The sequence below is a fragment of the Arthrobacter melezitosi genome (assembly GCF_054511055.1).
In genome coordinates this window covers 57,608-78,119 of sequence record NZ_JBTNDJ010000010.1, presented here as the reverse complement: position 1 = coordinate 78,119, position 20,512 = coordinate 57,608, and the positions used below count along the sequence as shown (strand labels likewise).

Sequence of the window (20,512 nt, the reverse complement as noted above, 5' to 3'; positions counted from 1 at the left end):
CGGTGAGGGCACCGCAGCGCTGTACCGGATTGAGGCCGGCCCCCGGAACGGGGGCCGGCCTTTGCCGTACCCTTGAGGAGTCACCCAATCCACCCGTTCCATACCCTCTGCCGCCGCGCGGAAGCGTATGCACCCGGCACGAAAGCGTTATGAGCGAGAATCCACCGGCAGAGCAAACCCCACCGGGAACCAAGCGGACCGACAGCCCGGGCCACAGCAAGCGGGTCGGGCTCCGGTACGCCGTCCTGCTCCTGGCCTGCACCGCCGCCGCCTACGTCTTCGACCAGACGACCAAGGCCTGGGTCGTCTCGACGATGACCGAGGGCCAGGTCACCCCGGTCCTGCCGCCGCTGCTGAACTGGCACTTCATCCGCAACCCGGGGGCGGCCTTCTCGATCGGCACCAACGTCACCTGGATCTTCACCATCGTCCAGGCCCTCGTCTCGCTGGCCATCCTGACCCAGGTCCGCAAGGTCGCCTCCTGGGGCTGGGCGGTTGCCCTCGGGCTCGTGCTCGGCGGCGCCCTGGGAAACCTCACCGACCGCCTGTTCCGTGAACCGTCCTTCGGGCAGGGCCACGTCGTGGACTTCATCGCGCTGCCCAACTTCGCGATCTTCAACATCGCCGACTCCGCCGTCGTCAGCGGCGTCATCCTCGTCTGCCTGCTGACCCTGCGCGGCATCGGCATGGACGGACGGCGCAGCACCGGCACCGCCGCGGAGGACGCCGGCGGATCCGGCCCGGAGACGCCCGGGGCGGAGACCCCCGGCCCGGAGGGCAGGACCCCGTGAACGGCACCTCCCACGTGGGCACCCCGACCGCCTTCCAGGTTCCCGAGGAACTCGCCGGCTCGCGCGCCGACGCCGCGCTGGCGCAGCTGGCCGGGGTCTCCCGCTCGGTGGCCGCCGCCTGGTGCGCCGACGGCCGGGTCAGCCGCGGCGGGACGGTCCTGGCCAAGGCCGACCGGGTCTCCGCCGGCACCGAACTGCTCGTGGTGGTCCCCGACGCCGCCGACCCGCTGCGCGTGATCCCCGAGGCCGTCGAGGGCATGGGCATCCTCGTCGATGACGAGGACTTCGTGGTGATCGACAAGCCCGTCGGCGTCGCCGCCCACCCGTCCCCGGGCTGGGTCGGGCCCACCGTGGTGGGCGCCCTCGCCGCGGCCGGCTACCGGATCTCCACCTCCGGCGCCCCGGAGCGCGCCGGGATCGTGCACCGGCTCGACGTCGGCACCTCCGGGGCCATGGTGGTCGCCAAGACCGAACACGCCTACACGGTGCTCAAGCGGGCCTTCAAGGAACGCACTGTCGAAAAGGTGTACCACGCCGTCGTGCAGGGCCTGCCCGATCCCCTCGAGGGCACGATCGATGCGCCCATCGGGCGCCACCCTGCCCACGACTGGCGGTTCGCCGTCCTCGAGGACGGCCGGCCCTCGGTCACCCACTACGAGGTCCTTGAGGCCTTCGGCCGGGCCAGCCTCGTCGAAGTGCACCTCGAGACCGGCCGGACCCACCAGATCCGCGTCCACTTCTCGGCGCTGCGCCACCCGTGCGTGGGCGATCTCACCTACGGCGCCGACCCGCGCCTCGCGGCGGAACTGGGCCTGACCCGCCAGTGGCTGCACGCGCACCGCCTGGGCTTCGAGAACCCGCGCACCGGCGAGCCGGTTCGAGCGGTGAGCCCGTACCCGCTCGATCTCGAGTACGCCCTGGGCGCCCTGTCGGGGGACCGCCCGTAAACACGCCTGGGGCCGCCGGGTGGGGGCCGGAGCACCCGGGGCCGGGCCTAGAATGGTCGAGTGGTTTCAACAGCAGCGTCCCGTGAGTCCTTCGTCCACCTTCACAATCACACCGAGTACTCGATGCTTGACGGGGCGGCGAAGCTGACCGACCTGTTCAGCCACGCCGAAGAGCTGGGCATGAACGCGCTGGCCACCACCGACCACGGGTTCGTGTTCGGGGCCTTCGACTTCTGGAGCAAGGCCCGCAGCGCCGGGATCAAGCCGATCATCGGCGTCGAGGCGTACCTGACCCCCGGCACCGCCCGCACCGACCGCACCCGCGTGCAGTGGGGCGGGGGAGGGCGCGACGACGTCTCCGGAGCCGGCGCCTACACCCACATGACCCTCTGGTCGGAGTCGACCGAGGGGATGCACAACCTGTTCCGGATGTCCTCGCTGGCCTCCCTCGAGGGCTACCTGTACAAGCCCCGGATGGACAAGGACCTGCTGCAGACCTACGGCAAGGGCCTGATCGCCAGCACCGGCTGCCCCTCCGGCGAGGTGCAGACCAAGCTGCGGCTGGGGCTCTACCAGGAGGCCAAGCAGGCGGCCTCGGACTTCCGGGACATCTTCGGGGCCGAAAACTACTTCTGCGAGCTGATGGACCACGGGCTCGACATCGAGCGCAACGTCCAGGCCGACCTGATCAAGCTGGCCCGCGAACTCGGGCTGCCCCTGGTGGCCACCAACGACCTCCACTACACCCACGCCGAGGACTCCAAGGCCCACGCGGCGCTGCTGTGCGTGCAGTCCGGCTCCACCCTCGCCGACCCGAAGCGCTTCAAGTTCGACGCCGACGAGTTCTACCTCAAGTCGCCCGCCGAGATGCGGGCCATCTTCCGCGACTACCCCGAGGCCTGCGACAACACGCTGCTCATCGCCGAGCGCTGCGACGTGGAGTTCAACACCAAGGCCAACTACATGCCCCGGTTCCCCGTGCCGGAGGGGGAGAACGAGCAGTCCTGGTTCGTCAAGGAGGTCGAGACCGGCCTTGCCTACCGCTACCCGGACGGCGTGCCCGACGAGGTGCGCAAGCAGGCCGAGTTCGAGGTCGGCGTCATCACCCAGATGGGCTTCCCCGGTTACTTCCTGGTGGTGGCCGACTTCATCAACTGGGCCAAGAACAACGGCATCCGGGTCGGCCCCGGCCGCGGCTCCGGCGCCGGCTCAATGGTCGCCTACGCCATGCGCATCACCGACCTGGATCCGCTGAAGCACGGGCTGATCTTCGAGCGCTTCCTGAACCCCGAACGCGTCTCCATGCCCGACTTCGACGTCGACTTCGATGACCGGCGCCGCTCCGAGGTGATCCGCTACGTCACCGAGAAGTACGGCGACGAGCGCGTCGCCATGATCGTCACCTACGGCACCATCAAGGCCAAGCAGGCCCTGAAGGACTCCTCCCGGGTGATGGGCTACCCGTTCTCCACAGGGGAGCGGCTCACCAAGGCCATGCCGCCGGACGTCATGGGCAAGGGCCTGGCCCTGGCGGACGTGCACAACAAGGACGCCAAGCGCTACTCCGAGGCCGACGAGCTGCGTGAACTGCTCAAGACCGACCCCGACTCGGCCAAGGTGTTCGAGACGGCGCTGGGCCTCGAGGGCCTGAAGCGCCAGTGGGGCGTGCACGCCGCCGGCGTCATCATGTCCTCGGACCCGCTGATCGACATCATCCCGATCATGCGCCGGGACCAGGACGGGCAGATCATCACCCAGTTCGACTACCCCACCTGCGAGGGGCTCGGACTGATCAAGATGGACTTCCTCGGGCTGCGGAACCTGACGATCATCACCGACGCCGTAGAGAACATCCAGGCGAACCAGGGCATCGACCTGGTGCTCGAGGACCTCGACCTCGACGACAAGGCCTCCTACGAACTGCTGGCCCGCGGCGACACCCTGGGCGTGTTCCAGCTCGACGGCGGGCCCATGCGCTCCCTGCTCAAGCTCATGCGCCCCGACAACTTCGAGGACATCTCCGCGGTGCTGGCGCTCTACCGCCCCGGGCCCATGGGCGTGAACTCCCACACCAACTACGCCCTGCGCAAGAACGGGCTGCAGGAGATCGAACCGATCCACCCCGAGCTGGAGGGTCCGCTCGAGGAGATCCTCGGCGGCACCTACGGCCTGATCGTCTACCAGGAGCAGGTGATGTCCGCCGCCCAGAAGCTGGCGAACTTCACCCTCGGCCAGGCCGACATGCTCCGGCGCGCCATGGGCAAGAAGAAGAAGTCCGAGCTGGACAAGCAGCAGGCCGACTTCTTTGCCGGCATGAAGGAGAACGGCTACTCCCAGGCCGCCATGGACAAGCTGTGGACCGTCCTCGAATCCTTCTCGGACTACGCGTTCAACAAGGCCCACACCGCCGCCTACGGGCTGATCTCCTACTGGACGGCCTACCTCAAGGCCCACTACCCGGCCGAGTACATGGCGGCCCTGCTCACCAGCGTCGGCGACGACAAGGACAAGCTGGCCATCTACCTCAACGAGTGCCGCAGGATGGGCATCACCGTGCTGCCCCCGGACGTCAACGAGTCGAGCGTGAACTTCACCCCCGTCGGCAGCGACATCCGCTTCGGCATGGGCGCGATCCGCAATGTCGGGGCGAACGTCGTGGGCGCCATGGTCACCGCGCGGGAGGAGAAGGGCGACTTCACCTCCTTCAGCGACTTCCTGCAGAAGGTCCCCGCCGTCGTCTGCAACAAGCGCACCATCGAATCGCTGATCAAGGCCGGGGCCTTCGACTCGCTCAAGCACCCCCGCCGGGCGCTGGCGATGATCCACGAGGAGGCCGTGGACTCGGTCATCGTGCTCAAGCGCAACGAGGCCGCCAACCAGTTCGACCTGTTCAGCGCCTTCGACGACCCCGGCGCCGGCAGCAGCCTCTCGGTCGAGGTGCCCGACCTGCCCGAATGGGAGAAGAAGGACAAGCTCTCCTTCGAACGCGACATGCTCGGCCTCTACGTCTCGGACCACCCGCTGCAGGGCCTTGAGGGGATCCTCAGCCAGCACGCCGACCTGACGATTCCCTCGGTGATCAGCGACGAGGGCCCGGCCGACGGCGCCATCGTCACCATCGCGGGCATGATCACCTCGCTGCAGCGGCGGATCGCCAAGAACAGCGGCAACGCCTACGCCCGCGCGGAGATCGAGGACCTCGCCGGGTCGATGGAGGTCATGTTCTTCGGCCAGGTGTACGGGCCGATCTCGGGGGTGCTCGCCGAGGACCTCATCGTCGTGGTCCGCGGGCGGCTGCAGCGGCGCGACGACGGCGCGGTGATGCTCAACGCGCAGGAACTCAGCGTGCCCGACCTCAGCGAGGGCCACTCCGGCCCCGTCGTCATCTCCATGGCCCAGCACAAGGCCACGGAGGCGGCGGTGACGGCCCTGGGGGAGGTGCTGCGCACCCACCCGGGCACCAGCGAGGTGCAGATCCGGCTCAACGGCAACCGCAAGGTCGAGGTGATGAAGCTCGGGGTCGATCTCCGGGTGAACCCCACCCCGTCGCTGTTCGGGGACCTGAAGGTGCTCCTCGGACCGGCCTGCCTGGACGCCTGAGCCGGCCGCCCCGGCCTGAAGCGTCAGATGACGTAGTCGGTCGGGGCGGCGTAGCCCCCGCCGTGGTACAGCAGCGGCGCGCCGTCGGGCCCGGTCCCGCCCTCGGTCACCTCGGCGACGACGACCGCGTTGTTCTCGAAGGACAGCCGCAGAGTGATCCGCCCGATCAGCCAGCCGGCCACCCCGTGGAGCAGCGGCACCCCGTGCGGTCCGGGGCTCCAGTGGTCCCCGGCGAAGCGGTCCGGATGGCGGGCGAACCGGTCGGCCAGGGCCCGGTTGTCCAGGCCCAGCATGTGCACCGCCACGTAGTTCGTATTGGCGACGGCCGGCCAGGAGGAGGACCCCCGGTACATATTGAAGGTGAAACGGGCCGGGTCGGCCGACAGGGAGGCCACGGAGGTGGCGGTGAACCCGAAGGGCCTGCCCTGGTAGGCCGCCGTGATGATGGCGACGCCCGCCGCGTGGCGGCGGAAGACCCCGCGGAACGCGGACCCCGGTCCCGGATCGGCGGCGGGACCGTCCTTCACGAGGTTCCCCTCCATGGCTGCTCCTTCCTGTTCGGGCCTGCGGCCGGGTTCGGGCCGCCGGCGTGCGGCGGCCGCCGGCGGGTCCGGCAATCCCTCAACAGTAGGCGAGCCGGGCGGGGCGGTCCCGCTTTTGTTAATGTAGAGCCCATGCACCCCTCCGACCCGCCCGGCGCCGGCTCCTACCCACCCCCGGTCTACGCTCCGGCCCCGAACCGCACGGCGGCCCCTCCCGTGGGCCTGCTCTGGTGGGCCGCTTCGACGGCGGTGCTCGGGGTTGTCCTGGGCGGATTCTGGTGGCTCGGCGCTCCGGGCGGCATCCTCTACGGCGACAACGACCTTCCCGGAACGTGGCTGCTGCGCGACCTCACCCTGGCGGGACTTGAGCTGGTGGCCGGCGTCGCGGTGGGAACCGTGCTGGCCCGGCGCCTCGGCCGGCCCGGCCAGGTGACGCGCATCCTCGCCGCCGTGGGAGGTTCGGTCCTCGGTTCGCTGCTCGCCGTCCTCGTCGGCACCGCGCTCGGGGCATGGATCGGCCCGCACGCCGGCAGTGGGATCCCCGGCTCGGCCTTCGGGCTCCACTCACCGAGCGCCGCGGCGATCTGGCCCGCGGCCGCCGCCGCCATCGTCTTCGCCGCCGGACTCTTCGACTGGCTGCAGCGCGGCCGGCCCTGATTCCCGGGCGCCGGTCCGGGCGCCGGTAGACTGATCAAGTGGAAAATCCTGCTGCCGTGTCGGCCCGTGAGGGCTTTAGAACCATCGACCTCCGGGGGCTCTCCCTCAGCCGGCGCGAGCTGACGCGGGCGCTGCCCCGCCCCGAGGTGGGGGAGCACCCGCCCGAGGAAGCGGTCGCCCGCATCCTCGCGGACGTGCGGAGCCGGGGCCTGCAGGCCCTCCGGGACCTCGCCCGGCGGTTCGACGGCGTTGAGCAGGACCACCCGCGCGTGCCCGAGGCAGTCCTGCGCAGTGCACTGGAAAACCTCGACCCGCAGGTCCGCGCGGCTCTGGACGAGGCGATCACCCGCGCCCGCCTGTTCGCCGAGGCGCAGGTGCCGGCCGACGTCGAAGTCCGCCCGGCGGCGGGGGCACGGCTGGTCTCCCGATGGGTCCCCGTGGACCGGGTGGGCCTCTACGTGCCCGGTGGGCTGGCGGTCTACCCCTCGTCGGTGGTGATGAACGTCGTTCCCGCGCAGGCCGCCGGTGTCCCCTCGATCGCCCTGGCCTCCCCGCCGCAGAAGGAGTGGGGAGGGTGGCCCCACCCGGTCATCCTCGCGGCGGCGGCCATGCTCGGCATCACCGAGGTGTATGCGATCGGCGGCGCCCAGGCGGTGGCCGCCTTCGCCTACGGCCTCGAGGAGGCGGACGGGCACCCTCCCCTCGAACCGGTCAACGTCGTCACCGGGCCGGGCAATGTCTTCGTGGCAACGGCCAAGCGCCTCGTGCGCGGCGTCGTGGGCATCGATTCGGAGGCCGGCACCACCGAGATCGCGGTGCTCGCCGACGCCGGGGCCGACCCCGTCCTCGTCGCGGCGGACCTCGTCAGCCAGGCCGAACACGACCCGCAGGCGGCGTCGGTCCTTATCACCGACGCGCCGGCCCTGGCCGACGCAGTGCGGGTGGAACTGGGCCGGCAGGCGGCGGCAACCCGGCACAGCGAGCGGGTGCTCACGGCCCTGTCCGGCCCGCAGTCCGGGGTGATCCTCGTGGACGACCTCGAGCAGGGGCTGGAGGTCTGCAACGCCTATGCCGCCGAACACCTCGAGATCCACACCGCCGACGCCGCGGCCACCGCGGCGCGGGTCCGCAACGCGGGCGCCGTCTTCGTCGGCAAGTACAGCCCCGTCAGCCTCGGCGACTACTGCGCCGGCTCCAACCACGTCCTTCCCACCGGGGGAACGGCCTCCTTCGCCTCCGGGCTCAACACGACGACCTTCCTGCGGGCGCTGCAGGTCGTGGAGTACTCCCGCAGCGCGCTGGAGGAGGTCAGCGCACCGATCGGAGCGCTCTCCGCGGCCGAGGACCTGCCCGCCCACGGCGACGCCGTTCGGGCGCGCTTTCCGCGGGAAAACCACTAGATGTGGTAATTGCACGCTTGTAGTTTCCCCACATCTGGTTCTACACTTGAACCATCCGGACCGCCCCGCGGCCCGGCACCCGCCCCATCCGGCCCGCGCGGAGACAGGAGTACGCAGTGCACTGCCCCTACTGCCGCAACTCCGACTCCCGGGTCGTTGACAGCCGGCTGGCCGACGACGGCTCGGCAATCCGGCGGCGCCGGCAGTGCCACCAGTGCGGGCGCCGGTTCACCACCGTCGAAACGACAAGCCTCAGCGTCATCAAGCGTTCCGGTGCCGGTGAGCCCTTCAGCCGCGGCAAGGTGATCAACGGCGTCCGGAAGGCCTGCCAGGGCAGGCCGGTCACCGAGGACGACCTGGCCCTCCTGGCCCAGGAGGTCGAAGAGTCGGTGCGGGCCAGCGGCGTCGCGGAGATCGACGCCCACGAGGTGGGGCTGGCGATCCTCGGCCCCCTGCGGAAGCTCGACCAGATCGCCTACCTGCGCTTTGCCAGCGTCTACCAGGGCTTCGAGTCGCTCGAGGACTTCGAGGACGCGATCGCCACCCTGCGGCTCCAGTCGCAGGAGAGCGCCAAGGTACCTTCAGGGGCGCAACGGCCGCTGACCGCGCACTAGCTGCGCCTTGAGACCCCGGTGGTGGCGGCGGAGGGGAAGCCGGCGCCACCACCGGCACCACTTCGGCGGCCCCCGCCCGGAAGACACCGGCCCGAATACACCGGCCCAAAAGACACGGGCCCAAAAGACACCGGCATGGAACAGGCCCGCGCCCGGGGGGGGGGGGGGACGGTTTTTTCTGTTTCTCCCTCTTCCTGGAGGGGGACAGCAGGAGCGCCGCCTGCAGGGCGCCGCCGACAATGCCGGCCTGGTTCTTCAGCTGGGCCGGGATGATGGGGGTGCGCAGGTCCAGGGCGGGAAGGTACTCGGCGCTGCGCTTGGAGATTCCGCCACCGATGATGAACAGCTCGGGGGAGAAGAGGAACTCCACGTGGGAGAAGTACCGCTGGAGCCGCACGGCGTACTCGTCCCAGCCGATCCCGTCCCGTTCGCGTGCCACCGCCGAGGCCTTCGACTCGGCGTCGTGCCCGTCGACCTCAAGGTGCCCCAGCTCGACGTTGGGCACGAGCTGCCCGTTGAAGATGAACGCCGAGCCGATGCCGGTGCCCAGGGTGATCACCAGCACGGTGCCGGCCACGCCCTTGCCGGCGCCGTAGCGCACCTCGGCCAGGCCGGCGGCGTCGGCGTCGTTGATGACATGGACGCTGCGGCCCAGCACCCGGGTGAACAGGGCGTCGACGTCCGTGTCGACCCAGCTCTTGTCGACATTCGCCGCCGAGCGGGCCACGCCGTGCTGGATGATGGCGGGGAACGTGACACCCACCGGCACATCGGCCGCCGGGCCGCCGGGGCGGGAGGAGAGCTCGGCCACGATCTCGGCGACCACGGCGGCCACCGCCTCCGGGGTCGCCGGCTGCGGGGTGGGGATCCGGTAGCGCTCGCCGACGATTTCGCCCTTGGCCAGGTCGACAATGCCGCCCTTGATTCCGGTGCCGCCGATGTCGACACCGATGACGGTGGCAGGCAGTTTCCGGCCGGGCTTCTTCTTGTCGATGTCCTTGGGCATGTTTCTCCTGGTGGAATTCGTGGCCGGCCGGGCTTCTCGCCCCGCCCGCACGGTTTCGGGGGTTGGTCGGTGTGCACTGGCCGCCGGATGGCGGGTCAGGGAAGGGTGAGGATCTCGGCTCCGGTGTCGGTGACCACCAGGGTGTGTTCGAACTGGGCGGTGCGCCTGCGGTCCCGGGTGACGACCGTCCAGTCATCGGGCCACATGTCCCACTCGATGGTGCCGAGGGTCAGCATCGGTTCGATGGTGAAGACCATCCCGGTTTCGATCACGCGGTTGTAGGCCGGGGCGGCGTCGTAGTGCGGGATGATCAGGCCGGTGTGGAATGCCTCGCCGACGCCGTGGCCGGTGAAGTCGCGCACCACGCCGTAGCCGAAGCGGCGGGCGTAGGATTCGATGGCTCGGCCGATCACATTGATCTCCCGCCCCGGGGCGACGGCCCGGATCGCGCGGTTCAGCGCCTCCTTCGTCCGCTCCACGAGCAGGCGGGATTCCTCGTCCACCTCGCCGATCAGGAAGGTGGAGTTCGTATCGCCGTGCACGCCGTCGAGGTAGGCGGTGATGTCGATGTTGAGGATGTCGCCGTCGCGGATCACCGTGTCGTCCGGGATCCCGTGGCAGATCACCTCATTGAGTGAGGAGCAGATCGACTTGGGGAATCCGCGGTAGCCGAGCGTCGACGGGTAGGCGCCGTGGTCGAGCAGGAATTCATGGCCGACCCGGTCAAGGGCGTCGGTCGTGACGCCGGGCAGGGCGTGGCGGCCCACCTCCTCGACGGCCTGGGCGGCGAGCCGGCCGGCCTTGCGGATCTTCTCGATCGTCTCGGGGCTCTTCACCTCCGAGCCCGTGAAGGGCGCCGGGGCCTTGCGGCCGACGTATTCGGGGCGGGTGATGCCGGAGGGAACGGGACGCCGGGGACTGACCATGCCGCGCTGGAGCGTGCCAACGGGTGCGGTGCCAGGATTGTGGGGCATACCCTTGATCTTATAGGTGGCGGGGTTCAGAGCTGAAAGCGGTTCCCCGCCGGCTGGCGCAGCCACCGGAGGGCCGGCACCGGAGCCGGCCGCTTCCGACGGGAAGTCCACGACGCAGGAGGAGACAACGATGCCCCAGTACTGGTTCAATGTGCGCACCCACGAGGTCGAGGTCGACGCGCAGTCCGACTGGAAGCAGCTCATCGGCCCGTATGAGACGCGGGCGGAGGCCGAGCGCGCTCTCGAGAAGGTCCAGCAGCGCAACCGCGCCTGGGACGCCGACGACGAGGACTGAGCGCCGGCGCGTCCGCTAGAAGGAGTGCTCCGGCCCGGGGAAGGAACCGCTGCGGACCTCGTCGGCGTAGCGCGCGGCCGCGTCGGCCAGCACACCGCGGACATCGGCGAACTGCTTGACGAACCTCGCCTGCCTGCCGCCCCGCAGTCCGGCCATGTCCTGCCAGACCAGCACCTGCCCCGTCGTCGAGGCGCCGGCGCCGATGCCGATGGTGGGTACGCGCACTGCGGCGTCGACGTCGGCCGCGACGTCCGCCGGGACCATCTCCATGAGGATGCAGAAGGTGCCGGCCTCCTCAAGGGCCAGGGCGTCGTCGAGGACCGCCCGGCCGGTGTCCCCGCGGCCTTGCACCCGGTAGCCGCCGAGGGCGTGTTCGCTCTGGGGAGTGAAGCCGATGTGCGCCATGACCGGGATGCCGGCCCGGACCAGGGCCCGCACGGTGTCGGCGTACTGGGCGCCGCCCTCCATCTTCACGGCGTGCGCCCCGCCCTCCTTCAGCAGCCGCACCGACGAGCCGACGGCCTGGGCGGGGGAGACCTCGTAGCTGCCGAACGGCAGGTCGGCCACGATGAGGGGGCGGCGGGCCGCGGAGCTCACCGCGCGGGTGAACAGCACCATCTCGTCGAGCGTGATCGGCAGGGTCGTTGAGTGTCCAAGCACGTTGTTGGCGGCGGAATCGCCGACGAGGAGCACCTCGATGCCCGCCTCGTCGAAGATCTGCGCTGCGTACTGGTCGTAGGCCGTCAGCATGGCGAAACGCCGGCCCTCCGCCTTGGCCTGCTGGAGGTGGTGGGTCCGGATCTTCGCGGGGCGCGGAGCCTGGGCGGCCGGATCCGCGGGGGTGGAAGCCCCCGTGCCGTAGGGAGCGGGCATTTCGGCGGAAGTCATGAATCCGAGCCTACTTCACCCCCTGGCGCATCCCGGAGCCGGGCCCGCCGCCTCCGGTAACCGCCCTGTAACATCGCCCCGCCATACTGGGCGGGCACCGGCGGACGCACGTGGGTCGTCCGGATCAGTAGAGTATGGAGAGATTCCGGCTCGGCCGGCCACCAGGTGCCGGCAGGAAACAGCTCGGCGCAGCGCAGACGCGGCAGGAAAGAGGGTAGGGATGAACCGGCAGCAGGAATTCGTACTGCGGACGATCGAGGAACGGGATGTCCGTTTCGTCCGGCTGTGGTTCACCGACGTCGTGGGATCGCTCAAGTCGGTCGCCCTGGCGCCGGCCGAGGTCGAAGGGGCGTTCGAGGAGGGCCTCGGCTTCGACGGCTCATCCATCGAGGGCCTGGCCCGCGTCTTCGAATCCGACATGCTCGCCCAGCCCGACCCCTCGACGTTCCAGATCCTGCCCTGGCGCGGCGACAAGGAGCAGACCTCGAGGATGTTCTGCGACATCCTCACCCCCGACGGCCAGCCCTCCGCCGCCGATCCGCGCAGCGTGCTGAAACGGACCCTCGCGAAGGCCGCGGACATGGGCTTCACCTGCTACACGCACCCCGAGATCGAGTTCTACCTGCTGAAGTCCGCCGAGCTCGGCGCGGACGGCCGCCCCGTCCCGGTGGACCAGGCCGGCTACTTCGACCACGTGCCCGGCGGCGTCGCCCAGGACTTCCGCAGGACCGCCGTCGCCATGCTCGAATCGGTGGGCATCAGCGTCGAGTTCAGCCACCACGAGGGCGGGCCGGGGCAGAACGAGATCGACCTGCGGTACGCCGACGCGCTGCAGACCGCCGACAACATCATGACCTTCCGCACCGTGGTGAAGGAGGTCGCGCTGACCCAGGACAGCTACGCCACCTTCATGCCCAAGCCCTTCTCCGAACACCCGGGTTCGGGCATGCACACCCACTTCTCGCTCTTCGAGGGCGACTCGAACGCCTTCTTCGAAGCCGGCGCCGAGTTCCAGCTCTCCAAGACCGCCCGCCAGTTCATCGCCGGCATCCTGCGCCATGCGCCGGAGTTCACCGCGGTGACGAACCAGTTCGTCAACTCGTACAAGCGGCTCTGGGGCGGGGGCGAGGCGCCCAGCTACATCTCCTGGGGCCACAACAACCGTTCCGCGCTGGTGCGCATCCCGTTGTACAAACCGAACAAGGGGCAGTCCGCCCGGATCGAGTACCGCGGCATCGACTCCGCGGCGAACCCCTACCTCGCCTACTCCGTCCTGCTCGGTGCGGGGCTCAAGGGCATCGAGGAGGGCTACGAGCTGCCCCAGGGCGCGGAGGACGACATCTGGAGCCTCACTCCCGCCGAGCGGCGCGCCATGGGCCACGACCCACTGCCGGCGAGCCTCCACGACGCGGTGCGCGCGATGGAGGAATCCGAACTCGTCGCCGGGATCCTCGGCGAGCAGGTCTTCGAGAACTTCCTGCGCAACAAGCGCGCCGAATGGCACGACTACCGTATCGAGGTCACCCCCTATGAGCTGCGCCGCAACCTGGGCATCCTCTAAAGGAACCCGCCGGGCCGGTGGTGCCCGATGAGCCTGACGGGAAGGCTCATCAGCGCCGGCTTCACCGACCTTGAAAAAAGCACGCGTTTCCTCGAGGCGCCCGAACTGGCGGGCATCGACGGGGAGGTGCTCTTCGCCGCGCTGGGCCACGCCGCCAGCCCCGACCTGGCCCTCCAGTCGTGCGTGCGCCTGCTGGCCGCCGAACCGGCGGCGGCGGACCTCCTGACCCGGGAACCGGCGCGTGCCACGGCGCTCTTCCGGCTGCTGGGCGCCTCGGAGGCGCTGGGGGAGTTCCTGATGCGCCACCCCGGGCACCTCGATGCGGTGCGCCCCCCGGCACCGGGGGGCCCCGCCGTGGCACCGGAGGAGCTCCGGGCCTCCCTGCTGGCCTCCGTCGGGGCCGACCCGGAGGCGGAGAACCCGGTCGCCGGGGAGACCGGCACCGGCGCCCACCAGCGCCTGCGCACGGCCTACCGCCGGCACCTGACCGAACTGGCGGTGCGGGACCTGTCCCACCCCTCACCCGTCGACTACCTGCCCACCGCGGCCCGCGAACTGGCCGACCTGGCCGCGGCCGCCCTCGAGGCCTCCCTCGCCGTGGCCCGCGCCGAGCTGGCCGGAACCTACGACGCCGCCGACATCGCCGCCGTCCGGCTCGCCGTCATCGGCATGGGCAAGTGCGGGGCTGGGGAGCTCAACTACATCTCCGACGTCGACGTGATCTACGTGATCGAGGCCCCGTCCCTCGACGAGGCCCTCGCCAGCCGGATCGGCACGGCCCTGGCCACCGGCATCTCGCGCGGGGTCTACTTGCCGGGGCCCGAACCGGCCCTGTGGGAGGTGGACGCCAACCTCCGGCCGGAGGGGCGCGACGGGCCGCTCGTGCGCACGCTGGATTCGCACCTCAACTACTACTCCCGGTGGGCCTCCACCTGGGAGTTCCAGGCGCTGCTCAAGGCGCGCGCCGTGGCGGGAGACCCCGACCTGGGGCGCCGCTACGAGGAGGCGGTGGCCCCGCTGGTGTGGACCTCCTCGGAGCGGGAGGGCTTCGTCGAATCGGTCCGGGCGATGCGGCGGCGGGTCACCGAGAACATTCCGCGGCACGAGGAACCCAAACAGCTCAAGCTCGGCAGCGGCGGCCTGCGGGACGTCGAATTCACCGTGCAGCTGCTGCAGCTCGTGCACGGCCGCGTTGACGAGAGCCTGCGGGTCCGTGACACCGTCACGGCGATCAAGGCCCTCAGCGCCGCCGGCTACATCGGCCGGGCTGACGCGCTCGACCTCGACAACGCCTACCGCTACCTGCGGCTCCTTGAGCACCGCATCCAGCTGACGCAGATGCGCCGCACCCACCTGATGCCCGACGGCGACGCGGCCCGCCACGCGCTGGCCCGCTCGACCGAGGGGGCGGAGGCCGGCGTGCGCCCCACCGCGCGGAGCATGGTCGAGAAGTGGCAGCAGACCCGCCGGCTGGTGGAGCGGCTGCACGAGACGATCTTCTACCGGCCCCTGCTCAATACCGCGGCGAACCTCAGCGTCGAGGACGTCCAGCTCACCCCCGAGGCCGCCCAGGCGCGGTTGGCCGCCCTGGGATATTTGGACCCCAGGGGCGCCATGCGCCACATCGAGGCACTCACCGGCGGCATCCGGCGCCGCGCTGTGCTCCAGCGCCAGCTCCTGCCGATCCTCCTGGCATGGTTTGCCGACGGCGTGGACCCCGACGCCGGCCTGCTGGGCTTCCGCCGCCTCAGCGAGTCGCTGGGGGAGAGCCACTGGTACCTCGGGATGCTGCGGGACTCCAAGGCCGCCGCCGAGCGGCTGTGCAACGTGCTGTCCTCGAGCCGGTTCATCACCGACCTGCTTGAGGTCTCCCCGGAGTCCACGAAGTGGCTCGGATCGGACCGCGAGCTGGTGCCGGATTCCTTCGACTCCCAGTGGCAGGAAATCCGGTCCAAGATGTCGCGCCACCCCGAGCCGCCGGATGCGATGCGGCTGACCCGCCTCATCCGCCGGCGGGAACTGCTCCGCATCGCCATTGCCGACAGTGCCGGACTGCTGACCCAGGCCGAGGTGGGCACCGCGCTCTCGGACGCCGACCGGGCCGCCGTGCTCGGGTCCCTCCACGTCGCCGAGAACGCCGTGCACGCCTCCGAGTCCCGGCTCACCGACGTCGTCGTCATCGCCATGGGCCGCCAGGGCGGGCGGGAAATCACCTACGGCTCCGACGCCGACGTGCTGTACGTGCACCGGCCGCTGCCGGGTGCCGACCCGGCCGCGGCGCAGCGCCAGGCCGAAAAGGTGGTGGCCCAGCTCGCCGCCAACCTCACCCAGCCCGGCAGGCCGCCCGTGCTGGCCGAGCGGGTCCTGGAGATCGACGCGGCCCTGCGCCCCGAGGGCCGGCAGGGACCGATGGTGCGCTCCCTCGACTCCTTCCGCGAGTACTACAAGAGGTGGTCGTTGATCTGGGAGGCGCAGGCCCTGCTGCGGGCGCGGCCGATGGCGGGCAGCGACGAGCTGGCGGCCGACTTCCTGGCGCTCATCGACCCGATCCGGTACCCGGCGTCGCTATCCGAGGCCGACGAGCGCGAAATCCGCAGGATCAAGGCGCGGATGGAGGGCGAACGCCTCCCGCGCGGGGCGGACCCCTCACGCCACCTGAAGCTGGGCCGGGGCGCCCTCAGCGACGTCGAATGGCTGATCCAGCTCCTGCAGCTGCGGCACGCCGCCGCGGTTCCCGCCCTGCGGACCGCCTCGACGCTGGAGGCCATGGACGCCGTGGAGGCGGCCGGGCTGCTGCCGGCCGCCGAGGTGGAGACCCTGCGGCGCAGCTGGCTGCTGGCGAGCAGGCTGCGCGCGGCCAACGTCATCTGGAGCGGGCGCACCTCGGACGTGCTGCCGTCCTCCCGCCGCGACCTCGAGGCGGTGGCGCGCTGGTGCGGTTACGGGCCCGGCAGGGGCGCCGGACTCGAGGAGGACTACCTGCGGCTGACCCGCCGGAGCCGGGCCATCTTCGAGCGCAACTTCTACGGAACCTGATTCCGGACCGGGCGGCCCGGGCATCAGCCGCGGCCGGCGCCGCCGCGGCCGGCGGGCCGGCAGGGAGCGCTTCCCTCCGCTCGACCGAGCACTCGCGCGGGGTGTCCAGGTTCTTCGACAGGCAGCCGGGGGTGGTGCGGCCATGCGCGAAGCGGGGTGTCACGGAGTACGTAGACGCCGCTTCCATCGGCCGCCTCCGGGGACCTGAGTAGTGCCCCCGCCCGAACATTGGATGCTTGAGGTAACTACCCGTTAACGGTCATTGCACTACCCGAACTCCTCAAACGGGCTTCGATTCGATTGCCGCCGATTGATCAGCAACCCTACGGTCGGGGCATCCCGCGCGCGCGGGCTCTCCCCGAAGCAAAGGGCTCATTATGCGTTTCTCATCAGTGGTAGCCACGACGGCGCTCGGACTCGTCGTCGCATTGGCACCAGCCGGACCCGTTTTCGCCGCGCCGGAGGACGACCGCCGGGCCGCCTGCGCCGCAGTGAACGGTGAATTCAGCGGCAGGGGCAACAATCAGACCTGCACGGTCACCACGGTGGTCGTCGGCCCCGCCGTTCCCGATGGCGGTCCGACGACCACGTTCGGCGGGGACCGCCCTGCCGGCGATCCGGTCACCGTGGACACATCGCAGCCGGTTCGCCAGCCCAACCCCGACGTGTCAATCGAGGAGCGCGATGCCGGCGACGCGACCGTCGTCGAAACCGAGCGGACCGGCACCCCCGTCGTCACCGAGGAGGACCGCGACGCGGGTGAGGCCACCGGCGAGGACATCGTCGTCGCCGGGGCCCCGACCTCCACCACCCGCACGGAGCACGGCACGACCACGGCCACCGAGCAGCCGATCACTACCAACTGCCGCCGGGTCAACAATGACCGGTCGGCCAAGCCCGTCGAGAAGTGCGACCGGGCCGTCCTGACCACCAGGACGACACCCACCACGGTTGTCACCACGACAACCACGCCCCGGGAGCGGGTCACCACCACCACCCAGCCGCGGGAGACGCTCATCACGACGACCACGCCGGTCACCGCGGTGTCCACCAGTTCGCAGCCGCGTGAATCGTGCACCACCACGACCTACCAGACGCAGATCGCGACGGCGACGACGCAGCAGACGGAACGAACGGCGACGACCACCCAGCAGACAACGCGGACAACCACCACGACGAGAACGACGTTCACCTTCGACAAGTCCAACGGGCTGGCGCAGCCGGGCACGCCGGCCGCGTCGACGTCGACCGCCCCGGGAGATCCGGTGATCACAATGGCTGAGGTTCCGGGTACTCCGGTCCTGACCACGGGGACCCGGCCCGGCGAGCCGGAATCGGACGTCGTCTGCACCCCGATCGCTCCGGTGATCACGGCCACCGACGGTGAAACGAGGCAGGACGTGACGACGGCGACGGTCCCCGCCGAGCCGACCGTCACGGTGACCCGTGAGGACATCGATCCCCTCGTGGTGGAGACCGAGGCCCCGGGAGCACCGATCGTCACCACCGATACCCGCACCACCGGCCAGACCTGCCACAAGAACCCCGCGACGGCGGAACAGCGGCGCAACCGCTGCTGAGCAGGTTTGGACCCTTGAAGGCTGCCGTCCACCAGTTCGGTGGGCGGCGGTTTTTCGTGCCGGGCACGCGGTGCCCGGTGGGCCCCGTCCTCCGGACCCGGCGTGAAGGCCTCAGCCGGCCCGGCTTGCCTCCAGATCCGCGGCCAGGGCCGGGGCGAGGGAGCGCATATAGGTGGAGGTCACATGGTTGTCGTCGTAGTAGACGTGCGCTCCACCGATGGAGGCGTAGCACCGCCCGTCGGGGCAGAACTGGTCCGACAGGTCGAGGACCTTGATCCGGTCCGCATCGGCCGCCTTCGCTGCTTCGGCAAGGGGGTCGGCGGGAAGCGCGTCGGCGCCGTCGTTGGAGCAGGCACGGGGGTCGGTGGAGTTGTGCGCCAGGCACTCGGACGTGGTGCGGTTCAGGGTCAGCGGCGTATCCCGCAGGACGAACACCTCGCTGCCCGCCTCCGCCCACGGCAGGGCCCGGCGGGCGAAGCCGTCACGGTACTGCTCGAACTGCGGGCGGCCGGTCCCGTCACCGATCTCCTCCACCACACCGAAGGACGAAACGAAAACGAGTTCCGGCTTTTCGGCGGTGATCCGCTCGGAGACCTCCCCGCTCCACTTCAGGCACTTCTTCCGATACGCCTCGCTGGTGGTCGGCTTTCCCTTGAACGCCACCCGGGGCACATCGACAACCGGACAGCCGTCCACGACGCTCTTCTTGACGACCCAGCGGTTCTGCCGGGCAAGTTCGAAGATCGCCGCCTGCCACTGCTCGGCGTGGGAATCTCCCACCAGCCATACAGTGGCGGCCGGCTCGGCACCGCCGGCGAAGTCGCATTCGATCAGCCGGTTCGCCTTCTTGATCCACAGGGGGTCGGCAGCCCGCCCGCATTCCGGGGCGGGCCTCTCATAGGATTCGGCGGCGGTCACCACCTCCGTGGCGGGCAGCCCCAGCGGATCCGGGCAGAGCCGGTCGGGCTGGAGGCTGCCGGCGCCGAAACAGGAGCTCCGTGAGGCGTCCTTGAGGACCGCGCTGTGGTCGCGTTCGGCCCGCTCGACGCTCACGATCATGGCCGCGGCCACCACGGAGACGGCCGCCATCGACGCGGCGGTCAGGGCGAGCACGCGGCCGAGGGGCGCACCGGCAAGCAGCGAGGTGCGGCCGGGATCCTCGACCAGGGACTTGGTCAGCGCGGCCAGGGCCACCGCAACGACGAGCAGCAGCACCTCATCGGCGAGGGTGGGGTCCCGGTCCAGGACGCTGGGGGCCAGGACGATCAGCGGCCAGTGCCACAGGTAGAGGGAGTAGGAAATATCCCCGAGGAACTGGACCGGCGGAGCCGCCAGCGCGGTGTTCGGGGACCACCGCGGATGATGCGGTCCGGAGGCCAGGACGAGCATGGTCCCGGTCACCGGCAGAAGCGCGGCGGCACCAGGGAAGGCCGTGTCCTCGGTGAAGTTCACCGCCGCGAAGAGGATCAGCCCGAGCCCCAGCACCTGCGCGGCGCCGCTCAGGCCCAGACCCAGCCCTCCCGGCCGTCCGCGGGCGAAGAGCCGGAACGGGGCGGCCGTCGCCACGAGCCCGCCGGCGGCGAACTCCCAGACCCTCGTCTGCGTGACGAAGTAGGCTTCGCTGGGGCTGGTGTGCGTCAGGTGGATGCAGACGAGCAGGGAAAGTCCGCCGAGGACCGCCAGGCCGGCCCGGACCACCGGTACCGAAGGGAGCCTCCACCGGGCGGCGAGGAGGAAAAGGCCGAGCAGGACCAGGGGCCAGACGAGGTAGAACTGTTCCTCGACCGACAGGGACCAGTAGTGCTGCACCGTGGACGGCGCGGCGTTGTCGGCGGAGTAGTTGAGGGACTTGTCCGCGAGGACCCAGTTTTCGACATAGGCGGTGGCGGCGATGGTCTCCCAGGCGAGGGAGGCCCACCGCGGAAAGGGCAGGAAGATCCAGGCCGCGGCCAGGGACACCAGGGCCACCGTGAACGCGGCGGGCAGGAGCCGCTTGATGCGGCGGAGGTAGAACGCTCCGAGCCGGACGCCGCCCGTGCGCCCCAGCTCGGAGAGCAGGTGCTTCGTCATCAGGAAACCCGAGATGACGAAGAACACGTCCACCCCGACGTAGCCGCCGGGAAGCCACGCGGGCCAGAGGTGGGCGACCACCACGAGCAGCACGGCGACCGCCCGGAGGCCCTGGACGTCCCTGCGGACCTCCTTGGCGCGCGTCGTGCGGCTGGCCGGGGGCGCCATCGTGCGCACGGCGTTGCTCATTAACCGACCCCTCCATCCGTCGAACGGTTTTTGCGGCGCTCGGAAAATTCTAAGGGTGCTGTGCTTTCAAGCCAATTCGGGGTCGCTGGATCCACCGACGTCCGGCCCCTGGCGTGTGCCTATCCTTTCATCGACGGCCCGCGCGGCGGCGCAGCAGATTTCGGTGGAAATCCCGGCTGTGCTGTGTCAGGGCGCCGCGGCAGTGCGGGGGTTCCGCATCACGGTTTGGCTGGGGTCCCGGCCCGTCCGCGCACCCGGAGCGACTCCTCTGACACTGCGCGATTGCGCATCTGTGCCCGGTGCTGGGGCATGCGCCTGGTAATCCGGGGCGCCCGGCCCGCCGCGCCGTCAGGGCGCACCCG

14 protein-coding genes and 1 pseudogene are annotated in these 20,512 nt (G+C 70.5%); 10 read left to right on the top strand and 5 right to left on the bottom strand.

Annotation, left to right across the window (positions count from 1 at the left end):
- Positions 1–149: 149 nt before the first annotated feature.
- Genes lspA through dnaE form a run of 3 tightly spaced genes read left to right on the top strand, consistent with a single transcriptional unit; the run spans position 150 to position 5,338 of the window.
- Positions 150–791 carry a signal peptidase II gene (gene lspA / locus ACX80W_RS11760; protein ID WP_459283463.1) on the top strand — a complete coding sequence of 214 codons (642 nt, stop codon included), beginning with the start codon at positions 150–152 and terminating at the stop codon, positions 789–791.
- Positions 788–1,738, top strand: a complete 951-nt coding sequence (locus tag ACX80W_RS11755) for an RluA family pseudouridine synthase (protein ID WP_459283461.1) — start codon at positions 788–790, stop codon at positions 1,736–1,738. Before lspA ends, ACX80W_RS11755 begins: the two co-directional genes overlap by 4 nt.
- Before the next feature lie 60 nt (positions 1,739–1,798).
- Entirely contained in the window at positions 1,799–5,338 is a 3,540-nt protein-coding gene (gene dnaE, locus ACX80W_RS11750; RefSeq protein ID WP_459283459.1) for a DNA polymerase III subunit alpha, read from the top strand.
- 23 nt (positions 5,339–5,361) lie between these two features.
- On the opposite strand, the gene ACX80W_RS11745 is transcribed toward dnaE, so the two are convergent.
- Positions 5,362–5,880: a flavin reductase family protein gene (locus ACX80W_RS11745; RefSeq protein ID WP_459283457.1), complete on the bottom strand. Its 519-nt coding sequence runs from the start codon at positions 5,878–5,880 to the stop codon at positions 5,362–5,364.
- Between the two features lie 132 nt (positions 5,881–6,012).
- On the opposite strand from ACX80W_RS11745, the gene ACX80W_RS11740 reads away from it, so the two are divergent.
- From ACX80W_RS11740 to nrdR, 3 genes are all read left to right on the top strand, one after another.
- Positions 6,013–6,537 carry a hypothetical protein gene (locus ACX80W_RS11740; RefSeq protein WP_459283455.1) on the top strand — a complete coding sequence of 175 codons (525 nt, stop codon included), beginning with the start codon at positions 6,013–6,015 and terminating at the stop codon, positions 6,535–6,537.
- Positions 6,538–6,575: 38 nt separating this feature from the next.
- Positions 6,576–7,937 carry a histidinol dehydrogenase gene (gene hisD, locus ACX80W_RS11735; protein ID WP_459283453.1) on the top strand — a complete coding sequence of 454 codons (1,362 nt, stop codon included), beginning with the start codon at positions 6,576–6,578 and terminating at the stop codon, positions 7,935–7,937.
- Between the two features lie 116 nt (positions 7,938–8,053).
- The gene (gene nrdR, locus ACX80W_RS11730; RefSeq protein ID WP_459283451.1) at positions 8,054–8,551 is read left to right on the top strand and encodes a transcriptional regulator NrdR; all 498 of its coding nucleotides are present in this window, start codon (positions 8,054–8,056) and stop codon (positions 8,549–8,551) included.
- A 211-nt stretch (positions 8,552–8,762) separates the two neighbouring features.
- Here nrdR and ppgK read toward each other — a convergent pair.
- Both ppgK and map read right to left on the bottom strand, forming a co-directional pair.
- A pseudogene (ppgK, locus tag ACX80W_RS11725) lies at positions 8,763–9,557 on the bottom strand (polyphosphate--glucose phosphotransferase); the annotation flags it as partial.
- 95 nt (positions 9,558–9,652) lie between these two features.
- Positions 9,653–10,531 carry a type I methionyl aminopeptidase gene (gene map / locus ACX80W_RS11720; RefSeq protein WP_459283449.1) on the bottom strand — a complete coding sequence of 293 codons (879 nt, stop codon included), beginning with the start codon at positions 10,529–10,531 and terminating at the stop codon, positions 9,653–9,655.
- A gap of 130 nt (positions 10,532–10,661) precedes the next feature.
- On the opposite strand from map, the gene ACX80W_RS11715 reads away from it, so the two are divergent.
- Positions 10,662–10,826 carry an SPOR domain-containing protein gene (locus ACX80W_RS11715; protein ID WP_459283447.1) on the top strand — a complete coding sequence of 55 codons (165 nt, stop codon included), beginning with the start codon at positions 10,662–10,664 and terminating at the stop codon, positions 10,824–10,826.
- 15 nt (positions 10,827–10,841) lie between these two features.
- Here ACX80W_RS11715 and panB read toward each other — a convergent pair whose 3' ends face one another.
- Positions 10,842–11,714, bottom strand: coding sequence for a 3-methyl-2-oxobutanoate hydroxymethyltransferase (gene panB / locus ACX80W_RS11710; RefSeq protein ID WP_459283445.1), 873 nt, complete (start codon positions 11,712–11,714; stop codon positions 10,842–10,844).
- A gap of 220 nt (positions 11,715–11,934) precedes the next feature.
- Between panB and ACX80W_RS11705 the strand changes: the two genes are divergently transcribed.
- From ACX80W_RS11705 to ACX80W_RS11695, 3 genes are all read left to right on the top strand, one after another.
- Entirely contained in the window at positions 11,935–13,275 is a 1,341-nt protein-coding gene (locus tag ACX80W_RS11705; RefSeq protein WP_459283443.1) for a glutamine synthetase family protein, read from the top strand.
- Positions 13,276–13,302: 27 nt separating this feature from the next.
- Entirely contained in the window at positions 13,303–16,311 is a 3,009-nt protein-coding gene (locus tag ACX80W_RS11700; RefSeq protein ID WP_459283441.1) for a bifunctional [glutamine synthetase] adenylyltransferase/[glutamine synthetase]-adenylyl-L-tyrosine phosphorylase, read from the top strand.
- A gap of 377 nt (positions 16,312–16,688) precedes the next feature.
- Positions 16,689–17,891, top strand: a complete 1,203-nt coding sequence (locus ACX80W_RS11695) for a hypothetical protein (protein WP_459283439.1) — start codon at positions 16,689–16,691, stop codon at positions 17,889–17,891.
- A 111-nt stretch (positions 17,892–18,002) separates the two neighbouring features.
- On the opposite strand, the gene ACX80W_RS11690 is transcribed toward ACX80W_RS11695, so the two are convergent.
- Positions 18,003–20,150: an acyltransferase family protein gene (locus ACX80W_RS11690; protein WP_459283437.1), complete on the bottom strand. Its 2,148-nt coding sequence runs from the start codon at positions 20,148–20,150 to the stop codon at positions 18,003–18,005.
- Positions 20,151–20,512 lie beyond the last annotated feature (362 nt).

Coding starts and splice junctions, on each gene's coding strand:
- lspA (WP_459283463.1), top strand. CDS start 150: ATGAGCGAGAATCCACCGGCAGAGCAAACCCCACCGGGAACCAAGCGG.
- ACX80W_RS11745 (WP_459283457.1), bottom strand. CDS start 5,880: ATGGAGGGGAACCTCGTGAAGGACGGTCCCGCCGCCGATCCGGGACCG.
- ACX80W_RS11740 (WP_459283455.1), top strand. CDS start 6,013: ATGCACCCCTCCGACCCGCCCGGCGCCGGCTCCTACCCACCCCCGGTC.
- map (WP_459283449.1), bottom strand. CDS start 10,531: ATGCCCCACAATCCTGGCACCGCACCCGTTGGCACGCTCCAGCGCGGC.
- ACX80W_RS11715 (WP_459283447.1), top strand. CDS start 10,662: ATGCCCCAGTACTGGTTCAATGTGCGCACCCACGAGGTCGAGGTCGAC.
- panB (WP_459283445.1), bottom strand. CDS start 11,714: ATGACTTCCGCCGAAATGCCCGCTCCCTACGGCACGGGGGCTTCCACC.
- ACX80W_RS11705 (WP_459283443.1), top strand. CDS start 11,935: ATGAACCGGCAGCAGGAATTCGTACTGCGGACGATCGAGGAACGGGAT.
- ACX80W_RS11700 (WP_459283441.1), top strand. CDS start 13,303: ATGAGCCTGACGGGAAGGCTCATCAGCGCCGGCTTCACCGACCTTGAA.
- ACX80W_RS11695 (WP_459283439.1), top strand. CDS start 16,689: ATGCGTTTCTCATCAGTGGTAGCCACGACGGCGCTCGGACTCGTCGTC.
- ACX80W_RS11690 (WP_459283437.1), bottom strand. CDS start 20,150: ATGAGCAACGCCGTGCGCACGATGGCGCCCCCGGCCAGCCGCACGACG.